General features: G+C 36.3%; 24 protein-coding genes. 7 read left to right on the top strand and 17 right to left on the bottom strand.

All coding sequences use genetic code 11. The features are described from left to right. Window positions 1-564, top strand: a complete 564-nt coding sequence (locus tag RM706_RS00250; RefSeq protein WP_311349008.1) for a hypothetical protein — start codon at window positions 1-3, stop codon at window positions 562-564. Between the two features lie 35 nt (window positions 565-599). On the opposite strand, the gene RM706_RS00245 is transcribed toward RM706_RS00250, so the two are convergent. The 4 genes from RM706_RS00245 to rpe form a co-directional block, all read right to left on the bottom strand. Beyond that, window positions 600-1,364, bottom strand: coding sequence for a hypothetical protein (locus tag RM706_RS00245; protein ID WP_311349007.1), 765 nt, complete (start codon window positions 1,362-1,364; stop codon window positions 600-602). Then, the gene (locus tag RM706_RS00240; protein WP_311349006.1) at window positions 1,354-1,881 is read right to left on the bottom strand and encodes a hypothetical protein; all 528 of its coding nucleotides are present in this window, start codon (window positions 1,879-1,881) and stop codon (window positions 1,354-1,356) included. Before RM706_RS00240 ends, RM706_RS00245 begins: the two co-directional genes overlap by 11 nt. A 99-nt stretch (window positions 1,882-1,980) precedes the next feature. Beyond that, window positions 1,981-2,952: a YpdA family putative bacillithiol disulfide reductase gene (locus RM706_RS00235; protein ID WP_311349005.1), complete on the bottom strand. Its 972-nt coding sequence runs from the start codon at window positions 2,950-2,952 to the stop codon at window positions 1,981-1,983. Then, complete coding sequence (gene rpe, locus RM706_RS00230) at window positions 2,952-3,611, bottom strand: ribulose-phosphate 3-epimerase (RefSeq protein WP_311349004.1); 660 nt, start codon at window positions 3,609-3,611, stop codon at window positions 2,952-2,954. The genes RM706_RS00235 and rpe overlap by 1 nt, the downstream gene beginning before the upstream one ends. Before the next feature lie 147 nt (window positions 3,612-3,758). Here rpe and RM706_RS00225 point away from each other — a divergent pair, with 147 nt between their 5' ends. Then, window positions 3,759-3,992, top strand: coding sequence for a hypothetical protein (locus RM706_RS00225; protein ID WP_311349003.1), 234 nt, complete (start codon window positions 3,759-3,761; stop codon window positions 3,990-3,992). 74 nt (window positions 3,993-4,066) lie between these two features. Here the strand turns inward: RM706_RS00225 and RM706_RS00220 are convergent, their stop codons facing one another. From RM706_RS00220 to rpsO, 7 genes are all read right to left on the bottom strand, one after another. Beyond that, window positions 4,067-4,786 (bottom strand): 3-keto-disaccharide hydrolase, encoded by a 720-nt coding sequence (locus tag RM706_RS00220; RefSeq protein ID WP_311349002.1) that lies wholly within the window; start codon window positions 4,784-4,786, stop codon window positions 4,067-4,069. Then, complete coding sequence (locus RM706_RS00215; RefSeq protein ID WP_311349001.1) at window positions 4,755-6,941, bottom strand: DUF7133 domain-containing protein; 2,187 nt, start codon at window positions 6,939-6,941, stop codon at window positions 4,755-4,757. The genes RM706_RS00220 and RM706_RS00215 overlap by 32 nt, the downstream gene beginning before the upstream one ends. A 72-nt stretch (window positions 6,942-7,013) precedes the next feature. After that, on the bottom strand, window positions 7,014-7,469 hold the full coding sequence (locus RM706_RS00210; protein WP_311349000.1) for a tRNA (cytidine(34)-2'-O)-methyltransferase: 456 nt from the start codon (window positions 7,467-7,469) through the stop codon (window positions 7,014-7,016). Between the two features lies 1 nt (window position 7,470). Beyond that, entirely contained in the window at window positions 7,471-7,686 is a 216-nt protein-coding gene (locus RM706_RS00205) for a VF530 family protein (protein WP_311348999.1), read from the bottom strand. Between the two features lie 209 nt (window positions 7,687-7,895). Then, window positions 7,896-8,759 (bottom strand): sigma-70 family RNA polymerase sigma factor, encoded by an 864-nt coding sequence (locus RM706_RS00200; RefSeq protein ID WP_149277351.1) that lies wholly within the window; start codon window positions 8,757-8,759, stop codon window positions 7,896-7,898. Between the two features lie 171 nt (window positions 8,760-8,930). Then, window positions 8,931-11,150, bottom strand: a complete 2,220-nt coding sequence (locus tag RM706_RS00195) for a polyribonucleotide nucleotidyltransferase (protein WP_311348998.1) — start codon at window positions 11,148-11,150, stop codon at window positions 8,931-8,933. A 225-nt stretch (window positions 11,151-11,375) separates the two neighbouring features. Then, a complete protein-coding gene (gene rpsO, locus RM706_RS00190) occupies window positions 11,376-11,645 on the bottom strand; it encodes a 30S ribosomal protein S15 (RefSeq protein ID WP_311348997.1) in 270 nt (89 codons plus the stop codon). A 252-nt stretch (window positions 11,646-11,897) separates the two neighbouring features. Here rpsO and RM706_RS00185 point away from each other — a divergent pair, with 252 nt between their 5' ends. Beyond that, entirely contained in the window at window positions 11,898-12,770 is an 873-nt protein-coding gene (locus tag RM706_RS00185; RefSeq protein ID WP_311348996.1) for a hypothetical protein, read from the top strand. Between the two features lie 39 nt (window positions 12,771-12,809). Here the strand turns inward: RM706_RS00185 and accD are convergent, their stop codons facing one another. Genes accD through tamL form a run of 3 tightly spaced genes read right to left on the bottom strand, consistent with a single transcriptional unit; the run spans window position 12,810 to window position 17,473 of the window. Beyond that, window positions 12,810-13,685: an acetyl-CoA carboxylase, carboxyltransferase subunit beta gene (accD, locus tag RM706_RS00180; protein ID WP_311348995.1), complete on the bottom strand. Its 876-nt coding sequence runs from the start codon at window positions 13,683-13,685 to the stop codon at window positions 12,810-12,812. 15 nt (window positions 13,686-13,700) lie between these two features. Next, a complete protein-coding gene (gene fbaA, locus RM706_RS00175; protein ID WP_311348994.1) occupies window positions 13,701-14,768 on the bottom strand; it encodes a class II fructose-bisphosphate aldolase in 1,068 nt (355 codons plus the stop codon). Between the two features lie 59 nt (window positions 14,769-14,827). Beyond that, the gene (gene tamL, locus RM706_RS00170; RefSeq protein WP_311348993.1) at window positions 14,828-17,473 is read right to left on the bottom strand and encodes a translocation and assembly module lipoprotein TamL; all 2,646 of its coding nucleotides are present in this window, start codon (window positions 17,471-17,473) and stop codon (window positions 14,828-14,830) included. A gap of 25 nt (window positions 17,474-17,498) precedes the next feature. Here tamL and RM706_RS00165 point away from each other — a divergent pair, with 25 nt between their 5' ends. After that, a complete protein-coding gene (locus RM706_RS00165) occupies window positions 17,499-18,224 on the top strand; it encodes a TrmH family RNA methyltransferase (RefSeq protein ID WP_311348992.1) in 726 nt (241 codons plus the stop codon). An 8-nt stretch (window positions 18,225-18,232) separates the two neighbouring features. Here the strand turns inward: RM706_RS00165 and porT are convergent, their stop codons facing one another. Next, on the bottom strand, window positions 18,233-18,931 hold the full coding sequence (gene porT / locus RM706_RS00160; protein ID WP_311348991.1) for a type IX secretion/gliding motility protein PorT/SprT: 699 nt from the start codon (window positions 18,929-18,931) through the stop codon (window positions 18,233-18,235). Between the two features lie 4 nt (window positions 18,932-18,935). Next, window positions 18,936-19,664, bottom strand: coding sequence for a bifunctional demethylmenaquinone methyltransferase/2-methoxy-6-polyprenyl-1,4-benzoquinol methylase UbiE (gene ubiE, locus RM706_RS00155; protein ID WP_311348990.1), 729 nt, complete (start codon window positions 19,662-19,664; stop codon window positions 18,936-18,938). A 177-nt stretch (window positions 19,665-19,841) separates the two neighbouring features. Between ubiE and trkA the strand changes: the two genes are divergently transcribed. Genes trkA through RM706_RS00140 form a run of 3 tightly spaced genes read left to right on the top strand, consistent with a single transcriptional unit; the run spans window position 19,842 to window position 23,284 of the window. Further along, window positions 19,842-21,191 (top strand): Trk system potassium transporter TrkA, encoded by a 1,350-nt coding sequence (gene trkA / locus RM706_RS00150; RefSeq protein ID WP_311348989.1) that lies wholly within the window; start codon window positions 19,842-19,844, stop codon window positions 21,189-21,191. After that, window positions 21,191-22,681, top strand: a complete 1,491-nt coding sequence (locus RM706_RS00145; RefSeq protein ID WP_432264955.1) for a TrkH family potassium uptake protein — start codon at window positions 21,191-21,193, stop codon at window positions 22,679-22,681. Before trkA ends, RM706_RS00145 begins: the two co-directional genes overlap by 1 nt. A gap of 12 nt (window positions 22,682-22,693) precedes the next feature. Further along, window positions 22,694-23,284, top strand: a complete 591-nt coding sequence (locus RM706_RS00140) for a hypothetical protein (RefSeq protein ID WP_311348987.1) — start codon at window positions 22,694-22,696, stop codon at window positions 23,282-23,284. A 4-nt stretch (window positions 23,285-23,288) separates the two neighbouring features. Here RM706_RS00140 and RM706_RS00135 read toward each other — a convergent pair whose 3' ends face one another. Continuing rightward, window positions 23,289-24,482, bottom strand: coding sequence for a pyridoxal phosphate-dependent aminotransferase (locus tag RM706_RS00135; RefSeq protein ID WP_311348986.1), 1,194 nt, complete (start codon window positions 24,480-24,482; stop codon window positions 23,289-23,291). Between the last annotated feature and the right edge of the window lie 15 nt (window positions 24,483-24,497).

The raw sequence follows: 24,497 nt of genomic DNA, 5'->3' as shown, positions 1-24,497 counted from the left end.
ATGAAGGTTCGAATTTCTGCATTGTTGATTTTATTAAGTATGTTGTACATGAATGCTCAGACTAATTCAGATAAAAGAACGGACTTGGGTCTATCGTTACAAGTATACCCTGCAGGTATTATCCCGACGGTAAACTTGGATCATTATTTTAATGAAAAATCTTCTTTATTGGTAAGAGCTGGTTTGAATATTGTGGATCGTCAAGATTTTAGTGATGTTAATGTTACTGAAAAGGGTACTGGTTTTGGTGGGTCCGTTGGTTACCGAAAACATTTTCCCTCAGGAAAAGGAAAATTTATAGCCGGTTTGAATTTAGATGTATGGAGTTTGAATATTGATTGGACGGACCTTGTGGGTGGAGATGCTTTTGTATCCGGGAGTACTTATACCTTAGTGGTACAGCCATGGTTGGAAGGCGGTTATTTTTTGCCCATTAAAAACACAAAATCGCAGCTAGGTCTGACTTTGGGCTTGGGACGTGAATTTAATGCCATTACCAGCGGTGATGAAGTGGAACAAGGTTTTATTGGTAGTGTGTCTTTGCAATGGATGTTCTCTCTATAAGTATGTTAACATACATAACCACAAAACGTTAACTGTTATCCTTGATTGATGTAGGCTTTATAAGCTTCCTGAAAGAATTGAATGGTTTTAGACTCCATAGTGCCAGTTGTATTTAAAACAGCCCCTTTAAAACCCTCATTTTTCCATTCGCCATAGGTTAATTTAGAGAAACTGTCCGTTGCTAAGCCATCATGGCCTTTATAAACACTTATATAAAAATAATGGTCATTGACCATTGTGTCTGGTATGGCCATGCCCATACCTATAGATTTTCCTGAGCTATCATTTATAACTACAAAGGCACCTGTATCTAAGTGATGGGGCCAAATACGAATATCAGATTTCAATTTTTCACTGCTTAAAAATCCCTCTAAAACCTTTTGTGCTAAAATACGCAGTAGTAGCAATTGATTTAATTCTTCACTATTAGATAATTCGAATCTAAAATCATCTGAAAGGGTATATGGCAACTCATAATGTAAGCTGTAATTGTAAGGCTTGTCAAGTTTTGAGGCTATGGCCATTTTTGAAATCCAACTCACAATTTCTTTATGGGTTTTACCTTCGAGTGCAAATGAAATTTTACTGTCTGCCGTCCCCCATTGCAATGTAAAATGATCAAAACTAAAAGCTAGATAAGTGCCAGACTCATCTAAATGCCATGTTCTCAGGCTGTGGTCTTCGATAAAAAAACCTAGATTGGTATGGCTGTCATCATCTTTTGCATCTAAAAAACTTTTACCGGCCATAGCCAAGTACTGCGCTGCCATATGCAACTGCTTGTTCATATTACTGTTCATGATGTAATTTCTTTTGTGGTTTTTTAAGTAATATAACAGCACCAATGGTGAAGAATTCATCACTAAGTTCACTAATAACGCCTTTAAACTCTGCAAATAACAAAACCCTATTAATGCTATAATGTGTCCCTAGACCATAATTGATACCCAAAGCATTGTGTTTTTCAACTTCATCACTGTGCATTAGCGAACGTTCATTTTCATTGGTGTAGTTGAATCCACTTAAAGGGTACACTCCAAATCGATGTGCCAATTCAAACACGTAATGGGCATTAAAATTAACTTCAAAAAGGTTTGTTTCATATTCATCTGAGGTGGTTTGATAAGGAAACACCGAAACTTCAGGACCAAAACAAAATGTAGGGCTCGTACCCAAATAGGCTCTTAAATTGATTCCTGTTAGAGAGGTCGAAGAGGTGACAGTAGGTCCCATAGCAACCATCAACCCTTCTTGAGCAGTAGAAATGAAGGTGAATAGAAAGACCGCAGAAATTATAAAAGAGCGAAGTGATGACATAATATAAATGTACGATTAGTTAAATAGCTTAATCAATAGATGTATTAATAAAGTACCCACAGACTAGATACTAAGTCGTAATAAACAGAAAAGAATTACCTATTCTGAAGTATTTTGAAGAATAGCGTCAACAATTACAGGAGCATGTATTCTTGAGTTTTCAATGAACCACTTGTGGGTTTCCATGCCACCACAGATGACACCTGCCAAATAAATTCCTTTCACATTTGATTCCATCGAATCAGGGTTGTAATTAGGCAATAACTTTTCGTCGTTAGAAAGTTCAATCCCTAGTTTTCTAAGAAAGTCAAAATTGGGCATATATCCTGTAAGTGCAAGGACAAAATCATTTTCTAAGGTGATTTTGCCTTCTGTAGTTTCAATGTCAATTTCGGTTTCTCGAATTTCCTTAACCGTGGCATTATAATAGGCTTTAATACTACCTTCATTGATACGGTTTATGATATCGGGGCGTACCCAGTATTTTACCCGCTGTCCAACCTCTGGTCCGCGAATTATTAAAGTGACATCGGCACCCTTTCTATAGCATTCTAGAGCAGCATCGATAGCAGAGTTACTGGCACCGACTACAGCCAATTTTTGACTAGCGTAAAAATGGGGGTCTTTGTAGTAATGTGATACTTTTGGTAAATCTTCACCTGGTATATTCAGCGTATTGGGTAAATCATAAAAACCGGTAGCCACAATAATATTTGATGCGCTATAGCTCGCTTTACTCGTAACCACATTAAATTTTTCACTCTCCTTTTTAACTTTTTCTACTTTTTCAAAAAGTTGAATATTAAGGTTGTTCGAGGTGACAATTCTACGATAATACTCTAAAGCTTCATTGCGTTTAGGTTTTGCTTCTTTGCTGATAAAGGGAATCTCATCAATCTCTAGCTTTTCTGATGAAGAAAAGAACTGCATATTGATAGGATAATTAAAAAGGGAATTGACTATAGGCCCTTTTTCGATGATTAGATAAGAAAGCCCTTTTTTCTTGGCTTCTAAACCACAGGCAATACCAATAGGCCCTCCTCCAATAATGATAACATTAAAATCTTGCATTAGGCAATGACCTGTTTTAAGTCTTGAATAGTGTTTGTCGGATTTTCACTCTTAAAAACAAAGCTTCCGGCTACCAATACATCTGCACCAGTATCAACCAGTTTTTTAGCATTACCCGAATTTACTCCACCATCAATTTCAATGAGTGTATTTGCATTCTTTTTTGTGATGAGCTCTTTTAAAACTGAAACTTTTTGATAGGTATTTTCAATAAAGGATTGTCCTCCGAAACCTGGGTTCACACTCATGATACAGACCAAATCAATATCTTGAATGGTATCTTCTAATAAATGTATTGATGTGTGCGGATTTAAAGCTACGCCAGCTTTCATTCCTACTGCCTTTATGGCTTGTAAAGTACGATGTAAGTGCGAACAGGCTTCGTAATGTACAGTGAGAATAGCTGCCCCTAATTCTTTGAATGCGTTAATATACCTGTCGGGGTCAACAATCATCAAATGAACATCTAATGGTTTGGTTGCATGTTTTTGAATGGATTTGAGTACGGGCATTCCAAAGGAAATGTTGGGTACGAAAACTCCGTCCATTATATCAATATGATGCCAATCCGCTTCACTTGCATTGACCATTTCTACATCTCGTTGTAAATTGGCAAAATCTGCTGCTAATAAGGATGGGGCAATTAACTTTTGACTCATTTTATATACTTGCTATGCTACAAAAATACTCAATATGAATTTAGTGGAATCAGCACGAAATTATAAGTGTTATCAAATTAATCGAAAAATTGCATAACGTTAAATTAATATTTAATTAACTTTGAAGAAATATTGAAAATTTGAACAATGTCTAAGAAGAATAAACTAAAGAAAGCACTAAAGAAGACAAAGAAAGATGTTGCTTCCAAAAAAAAGGCTTTCGGAAAAGCTCTTAAAGGGCTTAAGAAATTAAAAAAGAAAAAGGCTAAAAAGAAAGCAATTAAAAAGGCTATCAAGATTGCTAAAATTCAAAAACTTGCTGTCAAAAAGGCAAATAAAAAAGCTTCTATTGCTAAAAGAGCACTAAAAAAAGCAGCTTAACTAACTCAGATTTTTTGTGTTTTTAGTGGGGGTGTTTTTCATATGCCCCCTTTTTTATTTCCCTGCGGTGTTTTTTATTCTTTTTGGATGCTATCTAAAAAAGGTGCGGTAGGCTCTTTTTTAAAACTAGACAGATTTTTGGTCGTAATTCTTATGTCGCGCCACTTAATTTTTTTATTCGCATTCGTGGAGTCTGCTCCAATACTATGAACTTGAAGTCCTATAAAGCCAGAAGATGAAGCGTTATCTTTAAGGTTCGCTGTGTTAACATCATTTACCCAAATGACCAGGTTATCACCCAGAGCTTCGATGCGGTACCGGTTCCATTCACCATTCTTAAAAGCTTTTTGACCTTCTTCGTTATTTTTTAAATCATAAAGCCAACCTCTTTTTCCTTCTTCATATATTCCGCCACTCCAGGCCCTTTTACTTGGATCTATTTCAGCCTGGTAGCCATGCACTTGACCATCATTAAATTCTGGATAACTATTACTTCTAAATTGCACCCCAGAATTAATAGTAGTGTCGACCATCACTTCAAATTCAAGAATAAAATCTTCATATTTGGTAGTTGTGCAAAGAAAAGTATTTGGTGAATTAACTAAAGTAGTTCCGATAATTTCGTTGTTTTCAACAACATATTTGGCTAGCCCATTTTTTATTTCCCAACCTTTAAGGGAGTTGTCATCAATAAGATTAATCCATTCTTGATTGGGTGATTGTTTACAGCTTAAAAACCAAAGGCAAACAATAAAAATCAAGTTAATTTTGTGAATAGTTTTTTTTGAGCTCATTTTCGGTATACATTTTATCTAAGGGTCGTGGTAAATTTCTTAAGCTATCAACAAGTTGAGTTTTTAATGATTGCGGTGAAGTTGTAAAAGCATTTCTTATATAATTTCCAATGTCTTTGATATCTTCATTTGAAATTTTTTTATCCAAACCAATGCCCGGCATTGCATTTGACATATTGAATTTTTCACCGTTCACAGAAATTGGTCCTTGCAATCCATAGAGCAATATAGCAGCCAATTTTGATGGTTCTTCCGATACATATTCAGAACTTAAAAGTGGTGGTGCCAAGCCTTTATTACCTTTTCCATCTGGCCCATGACAGGTAGCGCATTGTTTAATATATAGTACTCGGCCTTTTGTTAAGCCATCACTTTCATTTATAGCAGGTTTTTGAACCTCTGCCAATTGCTTCAAAGAATCATTTTTAATTCTAATGCTACTAAGGGCCTTACTAGAAGAATTGTTTAAGGCGTCTTCACTAAAATAAATTCCTGAAAGAACAGGTTCTAGAAACCAGTCTTTATGCTGATATCTGTCTATCAGCTTACCGAGATATGTTTCAGTGGCCCCATCTAATTTCGATGAAAGATAATAGGCCAAATAATAGTCTATCATTTCGTCGTTTTTGGAAATTAAAGCTTCTACATCTTCACTTTTTAGTTTTACTCCCATTTCAACATATAATTTTATGAGATGCGCTAGAAACTTTGGTTGGTCAAGCATTTGGGATAATTTGATATCTGAAAGGGACAGCTGTTGAAGTCCTTCGAGGACATATAATGCATGTAGTTTACTCACCTGTGTTAGATTTTTTTCAATAAGGTTCTTAAGATTTTTAGCCACAGAGATATGCTTGCCTGATATGAGTAATTGTTGCGCGTGATTTCTTATCCAAATATTTTTTGATGAGAGAGAATCAACTAGTTGAGATGTGCTTAAATCAGATATGTTAATGGCTTTATGCAAATGGTTTTTATTTGAAACTTTTAAAATTCTTCCCATGCCAACAATAGTGTCCATACCCTTTTTGATATACTTATCTCGTAAATAACTCGTCATATAAGTTTTATGCTGGATAATACCTCTATGCATATCGACAATATATAAGGCCCCATCTGGTCCATTAAAAAGGTTTACAGGTCTGAAAGCTTCGTCTGACGAACTTATAAATTCCTTGTTCTCCCAGGCTTGCTTGCCACTTATCTTTAAATTTTCAAAATCTAAAATGTTGCGCTTAATAAGATTTGCTTCTGGGGCACATACGAAGACATTACCTTGATAGTCATTTGGGAATAGTAGTCCTTCAATATATACTGGTCCGCATGCACTGGTAAACCGTTTTAACTTACCATCATCATGAAGCATATTTGGCAAGTAACCTCTATTAACTGCTGTGGCCGTTTGAGGATAAACTTTTTGGTCAGTAACTAAATTATTGCCAATAGCATATTTTGGTTGAAAGGCAGAATTCTTATTAAGAATGTTCGGCACTACCCAATCTCCCCTAATTTGGTTAGAGTTGTCATTATAGAGCAATCGACCCATATTATCACTGGAAATACCCCATTGACCTCTGAAAGAAGTTTCTTCAATTAACCACTCGCCATTTTTCAGGCGATACCTTTTCGAAGCCTTGGCACTATAAATCCAATTATCAATGTTTACGAACAGGCCATTTGGTTGGTGCTCAACATTACCGCCAATTGCATATTCTGAATCTACAACAATGGTTTTGCCTGGAGTCAAGTCCGCTTTTATTTCTGTAAAGTATAAGAATGGTGGCTCGGCATATAATAAACCGCCATTTACATGTGCTAAGGCCCGTGCTAATTTTAAGTTATCTAAAAATACTTTGGTATGGTCCATAATACCGTCATTATCTTTATCTGCTAAAATGACAATGCGTCCAATAGGTGCTTCTTCGTTAATACCTTCTAACGATTGCATATATCCTATCATTTCTAGGACCCATATTCTTCCTTCATTATCAAAACTAAGTGCAATAGGTGCTTCAATTAAAGGTTCAGAAGCTATGGGGTCTAAATAAAAACCATCTTCAATTTTATAAGAGGAGAGATCAACACTAGTTTCTTGGTACTCATCTGCGCAAGAGCAGAATAATATGATAAGCAATGACCTTAATAAAAATTTCATCAAATTGATTTTATAGCCATCAATTTAAGAAACTCTATTCATTAATTTGAAAATATGTTTTTTGAGTATTGGTTATTGCGCTAGCTGTCTCAGACCTTCATATACCACAATACTCACAGCATTCGCCAAATTCAAACTGCGAATATGTTCACTGTACATGGGTATTTGATATAGACTTTTTTGGTTACTCTGTGTAATAGTCGTAGGAAGACCAACAGATTCTTTACCGAATACTAAAAACAGATTTTCTTCAAATGGAATATGCCAATGACTTTTGGCCCCATGGCTAGAAAAATAGGCAAACTTTTTGTCACTATGTTTGTTCATGAATTCAGTGAAGTCTTCATAAACAAAAACGGAAAGATATTGCCAATAATCCAATCCCGCTCTTTTAAGACGAGTATCGTTTAGTTCAAAACCAAATGGTTTTACCAAGTGCAATGTAGAGCTAGTTGCAAGACTAAGTCTACCTATATTACCTGTGTTGTTGGGTATTTCAGGTTCTACAAGAACAATATTTAAAGCCATATTATTTTTTGATGGTTCTCAAATAGAGTTGTTCTACTTTTTCTCTTGCCCAAGGGGTTCTACGAAGAAATTTTAGACTTGATTTTATGGATGGATTGCTTTTGAAGCAATTAATGTTAATCTGGTTAGCCAAGTATTCCCATGAATATGCTTCGGTCAGCTTTTCCATAATAGTGGCTAACTTAATTCCATGAAGCGGGTTGTTTGGTTGTTCCATTCTCCTTAATCAAATGTAAATAAATTGTAAAGTCTTGAAATTGCTATGCTGATTCAAAGTTCATAAAATGAAAAACTCCGGTAATCAGCCGGAGTTTATTCATCAATCAAAAAACGAACAGTCATGATAAACTGCTGTAGTGAACTAAATTACAATTTTCTTGCCAAAAAAACAATTTAAGGTTTATTTAACTGTAATTAGTTTGGGTATTACCCCAAATATGTCTTTAAAATCTTACTTCTTGAAGTATGTTTTAATCTTCGGATTGCTTTCTCTTTAATTTGACGTACGCGTTCACGTGTTAAATCAAAAGTTTCACCTATTTCTTCTAAAGTCATAGAATGCTGACCTGCAAGTCCGAAATATAGACGAATCACATCCGCTTCACGAGGTGTCAATGTTTCTAAGGCACGTTCAATTTCAGTGCGCAATGATTCATGCAATAATTCCTTATCAGGATTGGGAGACTCGCCACTACGAAGTACATCGTAAAGGTTAGAATCCTCTCCATCAATTAGTGGAGCATCCATAGATACGTGACGACCTGAGTTTTTCAAAGATTGTTTTACATCTTCTACGGTCATATCCAATTCCTTGGCTATTTCTTCTGCAGAAGGCATACGCTCATGTGCTTGCTCTAAAAATGCAAAAGTCTTATTGATTTTGTTGATAGACCCAATCTTATTCAATGGCAATCGTACAATACGTGATTGTTCCGCCAAGGCCTGTAAAATAGATTGTCTAATCCACCATACGGCATAAGAGATAAATTTAAATCCTCTTGTTTCATCAAAACGTTGTGCAGCTTTAATCAGACCAAGGTTGCCCTCATTGATTAAATCCGGTAAAGTGAGTCCTTGGTTTTGGTACTGTTTGGCTACGGATACCACGAATCGAAGATTGGCCTTTGTAAGTTTTTCAAGAGCGATTTGATCGCCTGCCTTGATGCGTTGTGCCAATTCTACTTCTTCATCAGCGGTAATCAAGTCAACTTTTCCAATTTCTTGTAAGTACTTGTCCAAAGATGCGGTCTCCCTATTGGTGACCTGTTTTGTAATCTTAAGCTGTCTCATTTATGATTTCTCCTTCAAAATTAAGTTCAGAAGCTTATGCTCATATACTTATACGTAAGAAAACGTAAAAAGTTACAATTTGATAAAATTTATTTCAATTTTTTTTCGTAAATAAAAGCCCTTGCATGAAAAATACACGCAAGGGCTTATCAAATTTAGGAGAAAATAAGACTAGTCTCTTCTGGGTTTTCTGTCACGATTTTCTCTTCCACCACGACGATCTCCGCCTCTGCGATCATTGTTTCTCGGAGGACGCTCTACATAACCCTCTGGTTTTGGTAAAAGCGCTTTTTTGGAAACTTTCTCTTTACGGGTTCTAGGATCTAAGCCAAAGTATTTTACATCAAATACATCGCCCATGTTCACCACATCTGATACATTTTCGGTGCGTTCCCATGCCAATTCAGATACGTGAAGTAAAACTTCATTGCCTGGTGCATCCTTATATTCTACTACAGCGCCAAAGTCAAGCATTTTTATGACTTTTACTTCATAAACGCTACCAACTTCTGGCTTAAACATTAAAGCATCGATCTTGGCGATTACAGCATCAATACCTTCTTGACCTGTACCCAAAATCTCGACTATTCCTTCTTCTGTATCTGGGTCTTCATTGATAACAATAGTAGTATTGGTTTCTTTCTGAAGTTCTTGGATAACTTTTCCACCAGAACCAATTACCGCGCCGATGTATTCTCCTGGAATCACCTTGGTAATAATTTTTGGGGCATAAGATTTCACGTCAGCATTAGGAGCGGCAATAGTATCGGTTAATTTTTCAAGAATATGTAACCTGCCCTCTTTAGCTTGCATTAACGCTTTTACCAAGATTTCATAAGAAAGGCCTTTAACCTTAATATCCATCTGGCAAGCGGTAATACCATCAGCGGTACCAGTCACTTTAAAATCCATATCACCTAAATGATCTTCATCTCCTAAAATATCTGAAAGAACGGCATATTTACCAGAATCTGTATCGGTAATCAAGCCCATAGCAATACCAGAAACGGGTTTCTTTAATTGCACACCTGCATCCATCAGTGCCATGGTACCAGAGCAAACAGTTGCCATAGATGAAGATCCATTAGATTCCAATACTTCAGAAACTACACGAACGGTATATGGGCAATCTTCAGGGATCATTCCTTTTAAGGCACGTTGTGCTAAATTTCCATGACCTACTTCTCTACGTGATGTTCCACGAATAGGTCGTGCCTCACCAGTTGAAAAAGGAGGGAAGTTATAATGTAAATAAAAGGTTTCTTCACCCTCATATGATGGCATATCAATTTGATTGGCTTCTCTTGAAGTACCCAATGTTACTGTAGCCAAGGCTTGTGTTTCACCTCTAGTGAAGATAGATGAACCGTGTACAGATGGTAAATAATCAATTTCACACCAGATTGGGCGGATTTCATCAGTTTTTCTACCATCTAATCGAAGCCCATCGTTTAAAGTCAAATCTCTAACGGCCGCTTTTTCTGCTTTATAAAAGTATTTTGAAACTAAATCTCCAAAATCTTCTAATTCTTCTTCAGAAAATGTTGCTTTAACTTCTTCTTTTATTGCATCAAAAGCTGCACTACGTTCATGCTTTGCAGATCCTGCTTTAGCAACAGCATAAACTTTGTCATAAGCAAGTTCATGTACCTTTTTTGCTAACTCTTCATCTTCTCGTTCTGACTCATATTCCCTAACTTCTTTCTTTCCGAAAGCTTCAGCTAATCTTATTTGAGCTGCACATTGCACTTTAATGGCTTCATGCGCGAATTTGATGGCTTCGGTCATTTCTTCTTCAGAAATCTCATCCATTTCGCCTTCTACCATCATAACCGAATCAGCAGATGCCCCAATCATCATATCAATGTCAGATTCTTTTAACTGCTCTCTTGTTGGGTTGATTATAAATTCACCGTTAACGCGACCAACCCGTGCTTCTGAAATGGCACATTCAAATGGGAAATCTGATAATTGAATGGCCGCAGATGCTGCTAAGCCAGCCATTGCATCGGGCATGACTTCATCATCGTGTGACATCAACTGAATCATTACCTGTGTTTCAGAATGATAGTCTTTTGGAAATAGAGGGCGTAAAACTCTATCTACCAAGCGCATGGTCAATACTTCACCATCGCTAGGTCTAGCTTCTCTCTTGAAAAAACCACCAGGGTAACGCCCTGCTGCTGCAAACTTTTCACGATAATCTACCGTAAGGGGCAAGAAATCAACATCTGCCTGTTTGTAATTTGATACAACTGTACATAATAACATACACTTGCCTGATTGTACAACAACAGAACCATGGGCCTGCTTTGCCAATTTTCCGGTTTCGATAGAAATTTCCCTACCGTCACCAAGGTCTATGACCTCTTTAAAAGTTTTTGGAATCATAAAATTGTGTGTTGCCTTCTATTAATGAAGGACTTGTTAAACATTTGGTCTACCGCCATCCGGACGGTCGGGTTGTGTTGTTGCGTGTGCGTTAAGCACTTGACCAATGAAAAACTAAATGTAGCTTTTTGTTCGCCCTGAACTTGTTTCAGGGTCTTTTTATTAAAATGAATACTGAAACAAGTTCAGCATAAAAGTAAGGGGAAGCAAAGCTTCCCCCAACAATTATTTTCTAATACCTAACTCTACTATTAGCTTACGGTATTTTACAATATCTTTTTTCTTTAAATAATCTAAAAGACTTCTTCTTTTACCTACTAAACGAACCAAAGAACGCTCCGTATTGTAGTCTTTGTGATTCTTTTTAAGGTGTGTTGTTAAATGATTGATGCGATGTGTGAACAACGCAATCTGTCCTTCGGTAGAACCTGTGTTCCCTTCAGAACCGCCGTGTTTCTTAAAGATTTCGGCCTTTACTTCTTTTGTTAAATACATTCCAATATTATTTTAAATGATTTTTATGTATCTGACTGTCTTTCAATCAGGATGCAAAGATAATTTTTTTTGTTCAATGGGAAAATTTTAATCATTCAATAAAAATATTAGCCATCAATTAAACCTTCTTGTTTTTGTGTAGTCATAGAATGGAGCGTTAAAAAAATTAACGTTTAAGTGCTTTCAAAATAATACTAGTCCATTTTGTTGAGCATGATTTAGCCCCATTAACAAACATTAAAAATTTTAAAGATGAAAAAGAATCTGAAACAAGTAAATTTTGCAACAATTTTTTTGTTGGCAGCTTTGGCCATTACTTCTTGTACAAAAGAAGAAGATGAAATAAGTGAAATTGTATCAAGTGAACAAGTTATTACTGTTTCTGAACTTAAAGTTAGCGATGAATCAGAAATGATTTCTGAAGAAGTAACCGCTATTGCAGAAGATGTATATACCACCGATGAGAATTCGCTTTTATCCAAAGGCACATATTTGTCTGACTTTTTACCAGAATGTGTCATAGTTACTACCGAAATCACAGATACTACAAGAGAGAAAACCATTGATTTTGGAGAGGGATGTGAATTGCCCAATGGAAATGTGCTTAGCGGAATTATTAAATTAAGTTATGCTAAAGACATGGAGCTTGCTCAAAAGACCATCACCTTAAGTTTAGAGAATTTTACTTTTAATAGTGTTATTGTAGAAGGTGGAGCAGATATTCTAAGGGTTCGCTCCAATGAGAACGGTAACCCGCAGGGAACAGCAAATGCCTCTTTCAATGCTACTTGGCCTGAGGGTGAAACAGCTTCATTTACAGGAACAAGAACTCGAGAATGGATTGAAGGATATGGCAGTGGATTTTGGGGTGATAACGTCTTTTTGATTAAAGGAAAAAGAACATTCATAAATAAAGCTGGAAATACTTTTGAAAAAGAAGTGATTTCACCTTTACGCCGAGAACTTTCTTGTAGGTTTATAGTGAGCGGAGTACTAAATATTTCAAGAAATGATGCTACGGCTAGTTTAGATTTTGGTGATGGTACTTGTGATGCAAAGGGTATACTTACCCATCCTGATGGAACAAATGATGAAGTATTCTTAAGAAGATTTTTGAAAAACTAGGAAAGTCGTCGTAATAGTTGATTAAAAAAAGAGCTTGTTTTAAACAAGCTCTTTTTCTTTTCTTATTGGCAGATTTTGAATTAAATCAATGTAAAGATTGACTTTTTTCTTTAACTCCCTTCGATGCGTAATAAAATCTAAAAAACCATGTTCTTTTACAAATTCAGAAGTTTGAAAGCCCTCTGGTAACTCTTTGCCTGTAGTATCTTTAACTACTCTTGGTCCTGCAAAACCAATTAAAGCACCAGGTTCAGAGATGTTGATGTCGCCAAGCATAGCGTAAGACGCTGTCGTCCCTCCTGTAGTTGGGTCTGTACATAACGAGATGTAAGGAAGTTTAGCTTCCGCTAGTTGCGCTAATTTTGCTGAGGTTTTAGCCAGTTGCATTAGGGACAAAGCTGCTTCCATCATTCTGGCACCACCAGATTTTGAAATCATCAGAAAAGGAGTCTTTTTCTTTATTGCCATGTCTATTCCCCTCGATATTTTTTCACCAACAACACTGCCCATTGACCCACCAATAAAACTGAAATCCATACAAGCTATAACCAAATCTTTACCCATCGATTTGCCGATTGCGGTTCTTACGGCATCATTCAAACCAGTTTTGGCCTTTGCAGCTTTAAGGCGATCAGCATATTTTTTGGTATCCTCAAATTTCAAAGGGTCTTTTGAGCTTAATTTTTCGTCAAACTCTTCGTATGTATTGATATCAAATAGAATTTCAAAATATTCTTTACTTCCAATACGAACGTGATAGTCATCTTCGGGGCTTACATAGAAATTCTTGGCTAAATCTTCTGATTCTACAATTTTTCCTGTTGGAGATTTATACCATAACCCTTTAGGAGTATCTTTTTTTTCCTCAGTTGCGGTCTGAATTCCCTTTTCTTTTCTTTTAAACCAAGCTGTCATAAAACGGGGTTTTGATTAAAGCGTATTGATGTTGTTTAAATCTTCAAAAGCCTTTTTTAAGCGCTCACTAAATAACTTTTCACCTTCACGTAACCAAACCCTTGGGTCATAAAATTTCTTGTTAGGAGAATCGGCACCATCTGGGTTGCCAATTTGCGATTGCAAGTAACCAGATTTATCCTGAACATAATCACGTATTCCTGCCATAAAAGCATATTGCAAATCTGTGTCAATATTCATTTTTATGACACCATATCCAATTGCCTCACGAATTTCTTCAAGCGTAGAACCCGACCCACCATGGAAAACAAAATCAATATGATTATGCTCAACACCGTATTTTTCAGAAACAAATTCTTGGGAGTTCTTTAAGATTTTTGGTGTCAAGCTCACATTTCCTGGTTTGTATACTCCATGAACATTTCCAAAGGCTGCAGCAACGGTAAATCTAGGACTTACTTTTGAAAGTTCTTCATATGCATAAGCCACTTCTTCAGGCTGTGTGTATAATTTTGAGCTATCTACATCGGTATTATCTACACCATCTTCTTCGCCACCAGTCACACCAAGTTCAATTTCTAGTGTCATATCCATTTTGGACATGCGCTCTAAATATTTTTTGCAAATCTCAATATTCTCTTCAATCGGTTCCTCAGATAGATCAATCATGTGCGAGCTGTAAAGCGGTTTTCCGGTTTCCTTAAAATGGATTTCACTTGCATCCAGAAGGCCGTCAATCCATGGTAATAATTTTTTGGCACAATGGTCAGTATGCAAAATTACAGTTGCACCATAAGCTTCAGCCATTTCATGGACATGTTTAGCACCAGCCACTGCACCTTTGATTGCTGCCTGCTGGTTTTCATTTGAAAGTCCTTTACCTGCATTAAATTGAGCCCCGCCATTTGAAAATTGAACAATTACGGGTGAGTTTAATAATGCGGCAGTCTCTAAAACACCATTAATGGTGTTTGAACCAATTACATTCACGGCCGGTAACGCAAATGCTTTTTCTTTTGCATATTTGAAAATTGCTTGTACTTCATCTCCGGTGGCTACACCAGGCTTTATATTATGAGACATAGTATTCTTTCGTTGGTTAAGGGTTAAATCAAACAACAAAAGTAATAAAAATATTAGGCTTAAAAAGGATAATTGATACCGATATTATAGACGGCCTGATTAGGCCGAAAATTGGTAAACCATCGCTCAGAACCACTTAAGGCCGGATTGTATGTTTTGAGCCCCATATCTAATCGGATGACAAAATAGGTGAAATCATAGCGGAGTCCAAGTCCGGTACCCAATGCAATGTCTCCTAAAGATTCAAAACCATTAAAAGTCGCATCTTCATCTTCTACATTATCAAAGACGTTCCAAATGTTTCCGGCATCAGCAAAAAGGGCCCCTTTAATGTCACCAACAATTGGAAATCTATATTCTAGATTAAAAGCTAATTTGAAATTTGCTTCGTTAAAATCATTGAGGTTTTCGGTACGCCCTGGTCCTAATGTATAAACATTCCATGCCCTATTGTCATTTGCTCCTCCGCCAAAGTAACTTCGCACAAATGGAATGTTGTCGGCATTGCCATAGGGTACGGCCAGTCCAACAAAACCATGAAAAGCCAATACCTGTTGGTTCCCTGCACGCCAATGTTTAATAAAATCGAAATCAGTTTTAAAATATTGGGAATAAGGAACGCCATAAACAAGTTGTTGCCCATCGCTATTTTTTTCAAAAGGAATAATATTAGATATAGCTGACAAAAGATTACCGGCACTTTCAAATCTTATGCGATATTGATAAAAACTATTGTCGTTGATGTCTTGACGATTATTCTTTTGATAGGTGAAATTTGAAGTGAAAATAAGATTGTTTTGGGTCAACCGTTGCCTGCGTTCTTCAATACTTCTAACAAGCCTTATAGTGTCATTACTAGTTTGAATAGCACCAGTCAATATTGCATTGGTAAAATCGGCTGTGCCATTTGGAGCATCTGAATTTTTAATAGGGATAATAAGTCTTGGATCTTCAGAATTATCTGGGTCAGGTACCTCAAAAGCATCACTCAATTCTGGATATTGTATGGTATTGTCCAGAGGGTCGGAAGGGTCACGAAAACCATCAAAACGATTTGCAATATTATCAAGTCTTTGGTAGGTATTGTCAAATACTCGAAAAAAATCAAAAGTATCCGTATTTCTTACAAATTCAATGTTGAACAACTCAAGTGTATTTTTTTGAAAATTGGTTGGTGACCAATTATAACCGAGAACAGAATTGACCGATTGCCTGTCTAATCCCAAGTTTTGCTGAAAGTTGGTACCTATTGATAGTCTGGTTTGGGGCAACATGTAATAGGGAATTATTTTTTCGGTATTTAGAGGAAACCAAATTCTAGGAAAAGTAAGATTGATATCCCCTCCAATTTCAGATGTAAAACTTTCTTCAGATATTTCATCGTCCAAGAGGCCTATTGACCCTCTGGCTGATAGACTTAAGGTTTCAGCTCCCCCAAAAACATTTCTTGTAATTACCGAAGCTCCAAAAGAAGTACCTACCAACTGAAAATTGGATCGCGAAAGTTCTAATGATGTGTCTAAAGAATATTTTGATCTAGGGGCTAAAAAAACATTCGCAACCAAGGTGGCATTTTCATTGTTTTCATCAAACTTGATTGATGGATATTTAAAAGTATTCAGGTTGGTAATCTGTCTATTGGTGCGAACGTAATCCAAATCTCTATAAATACTATCTTTTTCAAAGAAAATGGCATCAGTGAGGGCTTTTGGCTTGTACTTTAATTTTTCCTTGAAATATATGGTATAATTCTGGTAGTTAATGGAATCTAAGGTGCTTATGTCATTATTAAATTGATAATCTGCAAAAATGTTTATTCTTTCAAAACGACTTACTTTATATTCTTTTTTTGGAATGCTGTCATTTGGATTTCCTGGATTTTTTATATTCAATTGAATATCCATTTTCTGGTCATCGGCAATTATAGTAGTATCTCTTGAGATGGAATAATTTATAGAGCTTTCTTGGAAGTTGTGAACTCCGGAGTTTCTAAAAAGTGTAGTCAAACGCTGACGTTCATTAGTAAAAGTGGCTAAGTCAAATTGCTGGTCTTTTTTTAGCAATACTTCGTCAAGTTTGTTATGATAAATGGAATCTAACTGTTTTGACGTAATGTTCTTTGTTATAGAATCAATAAAGTATGGTTTTCCTAAAGTGACATTAAAGTTGATTTCCGCTCTTTTTTTTCTTTTGGATGGTGCTATGGAATAGCTTGCTGAATTATTAAAATAGCCTTTGCTGCCGTAATACCCTTCTAAGCGTTCAATGGTTTTTTTAGTTCTTGCGCTGTCAATAATGGCTGGTGGTTCGCCGATTCTTTTAAACAGATTGCTATATCCTCTTACTACGAAAGATTCTCCCAATCGTTTTACCTGCTTTTCCGATAGAATCCGATTTAGTCTATTTTGGCGACCTTCTTTTCTTGTAAGCCAATCTTGGTATAAGGAATCTGGACTCTCTTTAGCCAGATTATATAGATTAAGTCGTAAGGGATAACCTAAAAGTGTACTATTGGGTTTTTGGGCCATTAACCCTTTTACTTCTTCGCTTCTCGTTTTTTCGCCATCTGCATAAACGGTGTTTTTGGTTAGAAGTAATTGTTGTTCTCCAACTTTTTTAATGGCGTTACATGAAGCTAAGGCAATCATTGCTAATAATAAACCTATTTTTGCCCTATATTTTTTAAGCACGAAATGTAACTTCATAAAAATCAAAATTACATGATTTCATATGGTTAGCAAAAACCAATTAAAACTCATCAAAAGCTTACATCAAAAAAAGTACCGAAATCAATATGGGCTTTTTTTTGTCGAAGGCTTGAAAACTGTTAAAGAACTCTTGGCTTCTGATTTTGAGTTAGAATATGTTCTGGTGACTAAATCGATGATAGCAAATTTTGAAGAAGCTGAAGTATTATCTATATCTGAAATTGACTTAAAAAAAATAAGTGCTTTTCAGTCGCCTAGTGGAGTTTTAGCGGTTTTTAAAATACCTCAGACTAAATTGCCCACTAATGAAGATTGGATTTTGGCATTGGATTCTATTAGGGACCCTGGTAATTTAGGAACTGTAATAAGGCTTTGTGATTGGTTCGGTGTTCAAAATTTAGTTTGCTCACCGACTACAGTAGATTGTTACAACCCAAAAGTATTGCAGGCTACTATGGGTTCTATCACAAGGGTAAATATTGTCTATCAAGATTTAATGGAGTTGATAACTCAATCAAATTTACCGACGTATGGGGCTTTTATGGACGGAAATTCAATTTATGAAGAAAAGTTTTCTGAATCTGGAATATTGATTATGGGCAATGAGGCAAATGGAATTTCATCTGATTTAGAAAAGATGATGGAAAGTAAAGTAAGTATTCCACAATTCGGGATTTCAACCACAGAAAGTTTAAATGTGGCAACGGCTACAGCTATTCTTTTGAATGAAATTAGAAGAACTTGGTAGTTCAAAAACTATTCAAAAGTAAAGTTTACGAAAATACCTCTTGTGCGCATAGCAGCTATATTTCCCGTCCAGGGGCTGTTAGGATCATCATCCCGAACCAATTCGTCGTTTAATGCAAATACACCTCTAATTGATGGTGTGAATTTGAAGTATTCAGTGTAAAAATCTATTCCAAACCCTAGTTCGTACCCATAGACACTCTTTTTCATTCTGAACTCTCCGCTACTATTATCATCAAGACTATCTTCTTTTGCACCTAAATTTAATGAAGTATAAACTCCACCGATAATGAAGGGCTTAATATTATTAAATCTTCTAGTGCTCACTTTAAGCAATAACGGAAAACGGATATAAGTAGACCTTACTTCTCTTAAGGCATCGGCTTCTGATGTAAAACCTGGAAACCCTAGGTTTCTAGAGGTGTATAAGAGACCCGGTTCAAATCGAACATCTAAAAATTCATTGAGTCTAACTTCACTTAAAACACCCACATTAAAACCAAAACTCTTCTCTACCAAAATATCTTGTCCGATATCATTCTCGTATTCAAATTGAAAATCATACTGGTTAAAACCAAGGTAGTAGCCAAAATTGATGAATTTTTTATCCTCGTTCTGAATATTTAGAATGGGGTCCTTTCCAAATTGGGCGACAAGATTATTACTAGCCAGAATTAATACGGCTAATAGAAATAGGGTGTTTTTCATTTAATTACTTTGTAGCTACATAAATTGTTGCAACCCCAAATGTTTGGGGTTTGTGTTCTATAGCTATAAACCCAATTTTGTCTAAAATATTGTTGAACTCCTCTCCATAAGGAAATACTGCCGCAGATTCTGAGAGATAAGTATATGCTGAACGATCTTTTGAGAATACTTTTCCAACAAGGGGTAGAATGAATTTGGTGTAGAATTTATATCCTTGTTTATAAGGTGTTGCTGTCGGGATCGAGGTTTCAAGAACAGCAAATGTTCCGGTAGGTTTTAATACACGATAAATTTCTGATAATCCTTTTTCTAAATTTTCAAAATTTCGTACGCCGAATGCAACCGTTATGGCATCAAAACTATTGGCTTCGAAAGGCAGATTTTCACTATCTCCAACGACCATATCAATAGTGTTGTCCAAGTTTTTGTTAAATATCTTTTCTTTTCCTACTTCTAACATTCCTGTTGAAATGTCTAGACCAATGATTTTTTCCGCTCCAGTTTTTACCATAGCAATGGCCAAATCTCCTGTTCCGGTAGCGATATCTAAAATACTTTTTGGTTTTGAGGCACCAATTAGTTTTACGACACGTTTACGCCATTTAATATCAATACCTAAAGAAATAACCCTATTTAATCCATCATAATTACCAGATATGGTATCAAACATTTTGGTAACCTGAGCCTTCTTACCTAAATCAGAATCTTTATAAGGTCTAACAATTTTAGACATTCATGAAATTTTCGGGCAAAGATACAATAACCCCAAATAGTGTAATTGGCAAGGTGAATAAAATAATGTGTAATTTTGCACGGTAAATACTTTATATGTTATGGGATACGGTCAAATAAAGACAGGCCCAAAAATTCTTTCCGTTGACGATTTTAATTATAAACGACTTTTTAAGTAATGAAGATAATCATTGCAGGAGCCGGTGAAGTTGGTTTTCATTTAGCCAAGTTATTATCTTACGAGGCACAAGAAATTACCTTAATAGATACCGATAAGGAAAGTCTTTCATATGCTGACAACCATTTAGACATTAGGGTTTTAAGAGGTGATGCGACCTCTGTTGAGGTTTTGCAAGATGCTAAGGTTGAGAATGCAGACCTTGTAATAGGTGTTACAGCCTCAGAAACCACAAACCTGACCCTTTGCCTTTTGGCCAAGCAGTTAGGAAGCAAAAAGACCATTGCACGGATTTCCAACACAGAGTTTGTGGACCACAAAGAGTTGATCAAATTTGACGAGCTTGGTATTGATGAACTTATATCCCCCGAAGAACTTGCAGCTACTGAAATACAATTGTTATTAAATCAGTCTGCTTTTAACGATACTTATGAGTTTGAAGAAGGTTTGTTGACTATGGTAGGCGTGTTTTTACCTAAGTCGGCCCCTTTTGTAGGTAAGATGGTTAAAGAAGCAGCCAATATTTTTCCTGAACTACACTTCATGCCCATTGCTTTGCAACGTAAGGGTACCCAATATACCTTGATTCCTCGTGGTGATACCGTATTTAAAGAAGGCGATCAAGTATATTTTATAACATCACCAGGTGGAGTTGATGAATTATATAAATTAACAGGGGTTGAAAAAAAGCAAATCAAAAATGTCATGATTCTTGGTGGCAGTAAAGTAGGGTTTAAGACCGCTCGTGATCTTTGCGCTAATAAATTCAATGTTAAACTTATAGAAAAGAACAAAGAAAAAGCCTTTGATATAGCCGATGATTTGCCTAATGCGTTGGTTATCAATGGTGATGGTCGCAATGTGGAATTGTTAGATGAAGAAAGTTTAGAGTCCATGGACGCTTTTATTGCGGTAACCGGTAACTCTGAGACCAATATCATGTCTTGTTTGGTGGCAAAATCAAAAAAGATAAAGAAAACGATTGCTTTGGTTGAAAACATGGATTATTTTCAACTTTCACAATCTATAGGTATTGATACACTGATTAATAAAAAATTACTGGCCGCAAACAACATTTTCAGATATATCCGTAGGGGCGAGGTATTGGCCTTAACACGTTTAAACAATTTGAATGCTGAAATTTTAGAATTTGAGGTGAAAGAATTGTCAGCAGTAAACGGAGAAATTATTAAAGAGCTTAATTTTCCAAGGGAAGCTATAATAGGGGGTGTTATCAGAAACGGAAAAGGAATAATTGCTTTGGGTGATTTTAAAATCGCTCAAGGTGACAAAGTGGTGGTGTGCAGTTTGCCTAAGGCTATACCAAGAATTGAAAAGCTGTTCTTATAATGTGGCTTAATTTTCGAATAATCATCCATATCATGGGGCTTTTATTGCTTTGCAATGGAGGTTTTATGCTTTTAGCTGCATTTGTAAGTGGTATTTACAAAGATGCTGCCACTCTTGACATTTCCATGGCGGCTATTGTGACGATGTTGGTGGGGGTAATGGCCATGTTTTATACCCGAGGACATAGAAAAGAGGTCAAACGAAAGGAAGGGTATATCATAGTTACTTTTGGATGGTTGATTATGTCATTATCAGGGGTTTTGCCCTATCTTTTTTCTGGTGCGATACCCAATATCACAGATGCATTTTTTGAAACCATATCCGGTTACACTACAACCGGGGCCTCCATTTTAAATGATATTGAGTCATTACCCAAGGGAATTCTATTTTGGCGCAGTCTTACCCATTGGATTGGTGGAATGGGTATTATTGTTCTGGCCATCGCAATTCTTCCGCTTTTGGGAATAGGAGGGATGCAACTTTTTGCTGCAGAAGCCCCTGGCCCTGGAGGAGACAAACTTCATCCAAGAATAACAGACACGGCAAAAAGACTTTGGTTGATTTATGTAGGGTATACAGTTGCTGAAACTTTATTGTTAAAATTGGCTGGGATGTCATTTTTTGATGCTGCTAACCATGCTTTGGCAACCTTGTCAACAGGCGGATTCTCAACTAAAAATGCTAGTGTTGCTTATTGGAACAACGAACCGCTGATCCAATATATTATCATGCTATTTATGTTTTTGGCAGGAACCAATTTTGTGTTGAGCTATTTTGCTTTTACGGGCAAAGCACAACGTATTTTTAAAGATGAAGAGTTTAAGGTATATACCTTTTTTATCATAATTTTCACTATAGTCGCTAGTTTAATTGTTTGGTTGCAAGCCGATGTTCCCGTTTCAGAATATCATCCTAAAGTGTTTGGTGAACTTGAAAGTTCTTTTCGTCATTCGCTATTTCAGGTCATCGCTATTGTTACTACTACCGGCTTTGTTACTGCGGATTTTACCAATTGGACACCCTTTTTGACCGTATTTTTCTTCGGATTGATGTTTTTGGGTGGGTCTGCAGGTTCAACCTCTGGTGGAATTAAAGTAATGAGACATCTTTTGATTATCAAAAATGGGATATTGGAGTTCAAAAGAACACTGCATACTAATGCCATTATTCCGGTGCGATATAACAACAAAACAGTTACTGAACATATCGTTTATAACATCATTGCATTTTTCGTTTTGTATATGCTTCTTTTTATAATAGGAGCTTTGGTGCTTGGTTTTTTAGGACTTGATTTTGAATCCGCCGTAGGTGGGGCAGCATCTTCTCTAGGAAATGTAGGCCCTGCACTTGGAGAATTGAATCCGGTGGTTAATTTTAGTAAACTCCCTGATTTTGGTAAGTGGTGGTGTGGTTTCTTGATGCTTTTGGGTCGTCTTGAACTCTTTACCGTACTTATCATTATAACACCCTATTTCTGGAAAAGGGTGTAACTAGATTAAATTATGAAAAGATTGGTATTTTTTTTTAAGTGTTTATTGATTGCTTTAATTTCTTCATGTAGTAATGATGATGATGATGATGATAGCCCAGAAAGAAATTCATTTAGTTATGGTGGGGATACTTATGAAGTGGATAAGGCATATTATGTATTCGAGGGAACTGATTTTACTTATCAGGAGTTTCTTATTGTTCTTACCGATGGTTCAATAGAATCTTTCTCTATACCTACCAACGATTTTGTCTTTGGTCCTGAGACTAAAAATGTCATCCTTATTCGGGCTAGAACATTCGATGATAAGCAAGCTTCAATTGGTCGACTTCCAACAGGAAACTTTGTATACAGTGTTCCTTTTGGAATGGATTCCTTAGATTTTTTGCGCCTCCAACATAGTTGTGAGACCTTTGGAAATCAAGATTCGGAAAGTTGTTTAGAAATTAAAAGCCTACCCTTTATTGAAAATAGTTCAGGAAAGGTTGAAATTAACTCTAATACCTCTAACAATAGTTATGAGATAAAACTAGAAATCATTTTTTCCGAGGAATTATTTCTCTCGGGTACATATTCGGGTCCTATTTTAACTTTTAACAAGTAGCATATTAAATTATCGATACCTTTTTTATTCTTTCTATTGCCTCAATAATTTCATCTTCAGAAGCTGCATAAGAAATCCGAATGCACTTTGGGTTTCCAAATGCATCGCCTGTTACCGTAGCAACATTTGCATTTTCTAAAATATACATAGCAAAATCCGAAGCATTGTTGATTAGAGTTCCGTTCAAGCTCTTGCCAAAATATGCAGATACATCTGGGAAGACGTAGAATGCCCCTTCAGGTTCATTGCACTTAAATCCATCAATATCGTTTAGCAGTTCTAAAATTAACTTTCTTCGTTCTTTGAACTCATCAACCATATATTTAATACGAGTTGGAGATTCTAAAAGAGCTGTGATAACGGCTCGTTGTGCGATACAATTGGCACCACTAGTCACTTGACCTTGAAGTTTATTGCAAGCTCTAGCAATGTAAGCTGGAGCTCCAATATAACCAATACGCCATCCGGTCATGGCAAAAGCTTTTGCAACTCCATTAACAGTCACGGTTCGGTCATACATATCATCGAATCCTGCCATGGATGCATGTGCCGTCACGCCATAATTGATATGTTCATAAATTTCATCACTAACCACAATAATCTGAGGATGTTTTTGTAAAACATCTGCCAAAGCTCTCAATTCTTTTTTGCTGTATATAGAACCACTAGGGTTACATGGAGAGCTGTACCATAGCATTTTTGTGTTCGGAGTAATTGCTGCTGCTAACTGCTCGGCAGTCATTTTAAAATCATTTTCGATTGAAGTGGGCACTTCTACTGGAACGCCATCAGCAAGCTTAACTATATCGCTATAACTTACCCAATACGGACAAGGTAAAATCACTTCATCTCCTTTATTCAAGCAAACTTGAGCTACATTATACAATGCTTGTTTTGCACCAGTGGAGACAACTAATTGTGATCGGTCGTAGTTAAGATTGTTATCCCTTTTGAATTTGGTGATAATGGCATCTTTTAACTCCATATAGCCATCTACGGGGGTATAGGAATTATATCCATCATTAACGGCCTGTATAGCGGCATCTTTAATATAATCTGGTGTATTAAAGTCTGGTTCACCCAAACTCAATCCAATAATATCTTTGCCTTCAGCTCTTAATTCACGTGCCTTTGCGGCCATTTCAAGGGTGGCAGATGGAGTAACATTGTTAATCCTATCCGAAAGTTGGTTGCTCATTTTTAAGTAAAATTT

The sequence above is a fragment of the Croceitalea rosinachiae genome (genome assembly GCF_031846445.1).
GTDB classification, from domain to species: domain Bacteria; phylum Bacteroidota; class Bacteroidia; order Flavobacteriales; family Flavobacteriaceae; genus Croceitalea; species Croceitalea rosinachiae.
Note: the sequence above shows the minus strand (reverse complement) of the source record. Positions and strands in the feature narration are given on the sequence as shown.

Excerpts from the sequence above, each read along its gene's own strand:
- RM706_RS00235 (WP_311349005.1), bottom strand. The coding sequence starts at position 2,952 with ATGCAAGATTTTAATGTTATCATTATTGGAGGAGGGCCTATTGGTATT.
- RM706_RS00140 (WP_311348987.1), top strand. The coding sequence starts at position 22,694 with ATGAAAAGATTGGTATTTTTTTTTAAGTGTTTATTGATTGCTTTAATT.
- RM706_RS00250 (WP_311349008.1), top strand. The coding sequence starts at position 1 with ATGAAGGTTCGAATTTCTGCATTGTTGATTTTATTAAGTATGTTGTAC.
- trkA (WP_311348989.1), top strand. The coding sequence starts at position 19,842 with ATGAAGATAATCATTGCAGGAGCCGGTGAAGTTGGTTTTCATTTAGCC.
- tamL (WP_311348993.1), bottom strand. The coding sequence starts at position 17,473 with ATGAAGTTACATTTCGTGCTTAAAAAATATAGGGCAAAAATAGGTTTA.
- RM706_RS00225 (WP_311349003.1), top strand. The coding sequence starts at position 3,759 with ATGTCTAAGAAGAATAAACTAAAGAAAGCACTAAAGAAGACAAAGAAA.
- RM706_RS00165 (WP_311348992.1), top strand. The coding sequence starts at position 17,499 with ATGGTTAGCAAAAACCAATTAAAACTCATCAAAAGCTTACATCAAAAA.
- rpe (WP_311349004.1), bottom strand. The coding sequence starts at position 3,611 with ATGAGTCAAAAGTTAATTGCCCCATCCTTATTAGCAGCAGATTTTGCC.
- RM706_RS00135 (WP_311348986.1), bottom strand. The coding sequence starts at position 24,482 with ATGAGCAACCAACTTTCGGATAGGATTAACAATGTTACTCCATCTGCC.
- RM706_RS00210 (WP_311349000.1), bottom strand. The coding sequence starts at position 7,469 with ATGGCTTTAAATATTGTTCTTGTAGAACCTGAAATACCCAACAACACA.
- rpsO (WP_311348997.1), bottom strand. The coding sequence starts at position 11,645 with ATGTATTTAACAAAAGAAGTAAAGGCCGAAATCTTTAAGAAACACGGC.
- RM706_RS00195 (WP_311348998.1), bottom strand. The coding sequence starts at position 11,150 with ATGATTCCAAAAACTTTTAAAGAGGTCATAGACCTTGGTGACGGTAGG.
- RM706_RS00185 (WP_311348996.1), top strand. The coding sequence starts at position 11,898 with ATGAAAAAGAATCTGAAACAAGTAAATTTTGCAACAATTTTTTTGTTG.
- RM706_RS00245 (WP_311349007.1), bottom strand. The coding sequence starts at position 1,364 with ATGAACAGTAATATGAACAAGCAGTTGCATATGGCAGCGCAGTACTTG.
- RM706_RS00215 (WP_311349001.1), bottom strand. The coding sequence starts at position 6,941 with ATGAAATTTTTATTAAGGTCATTGCTTATCATATTATTCTGCTCTTGC.
- RM706_RS00205 (WP_311348999.1), bottom strand. The coding sequence starts at position 7,686 with ATGGAACAACCAAACAACCCGCTTCATGGAATTAAGTTAGCCACTATT.
- RM706_RS00200 (WP_149277351.1), bottom strand. The coding sequence starts at position 8,759 with ATGAGACAGCTTAAGATTACAAAACAGGTCACCAATAGGGAGACCGCA.
- fbaA (WP_311348994.1), bottom strand. The coding sequence starts at position 14,768 with ATGTCTCATAATATAAAGCCTGGTGTAGCCACCGGAGATGAAGTACAA.
- RM706_RS00220 (WP_311349002.1), bottom strand. The coding sequence starts at position 4,786 with ATGAGCTCAAAAAAAACTATTCACAAAATTAACTTGATTTTTATTGTT.
- porT (WP_311348991.1), bottom strand. The coding sequence starts at position 18,931 with ATGAAAAACACCCTATTTCTATTAGCCGTATTAATTCTGGCTAGTAAT.
- ubiE (WP_311348990.1), bottom strand. The coding sequence starts at position 19,664 with ATGTCTAAAATTGTTAGACCTTATAAAGATTCTGATTTAGGTAAGAAG.
- RM706_RS00145 (WP_432264955.1), top strand. The coding sequence starts at position 21,191 with ATGTGGCTTAATTTTCGAATAATCATCCATATCATGGGGCTTTTATTG.
- RM706_RS00240 (WP_311349006.1), bottom strand. The coding sequence starts at position 1,881 with ATGTCATCACTTCGCTCTTTTATAATTTCTGCGGTCTTTCTATTCACC.
- accD (WP_311348995.1), bottom strand. The coding sequence starts at position 13,685 with ATGACAGCTTGGTTTAAAAGAAAAGAAAAGGGAATTCAGACCGCAACT.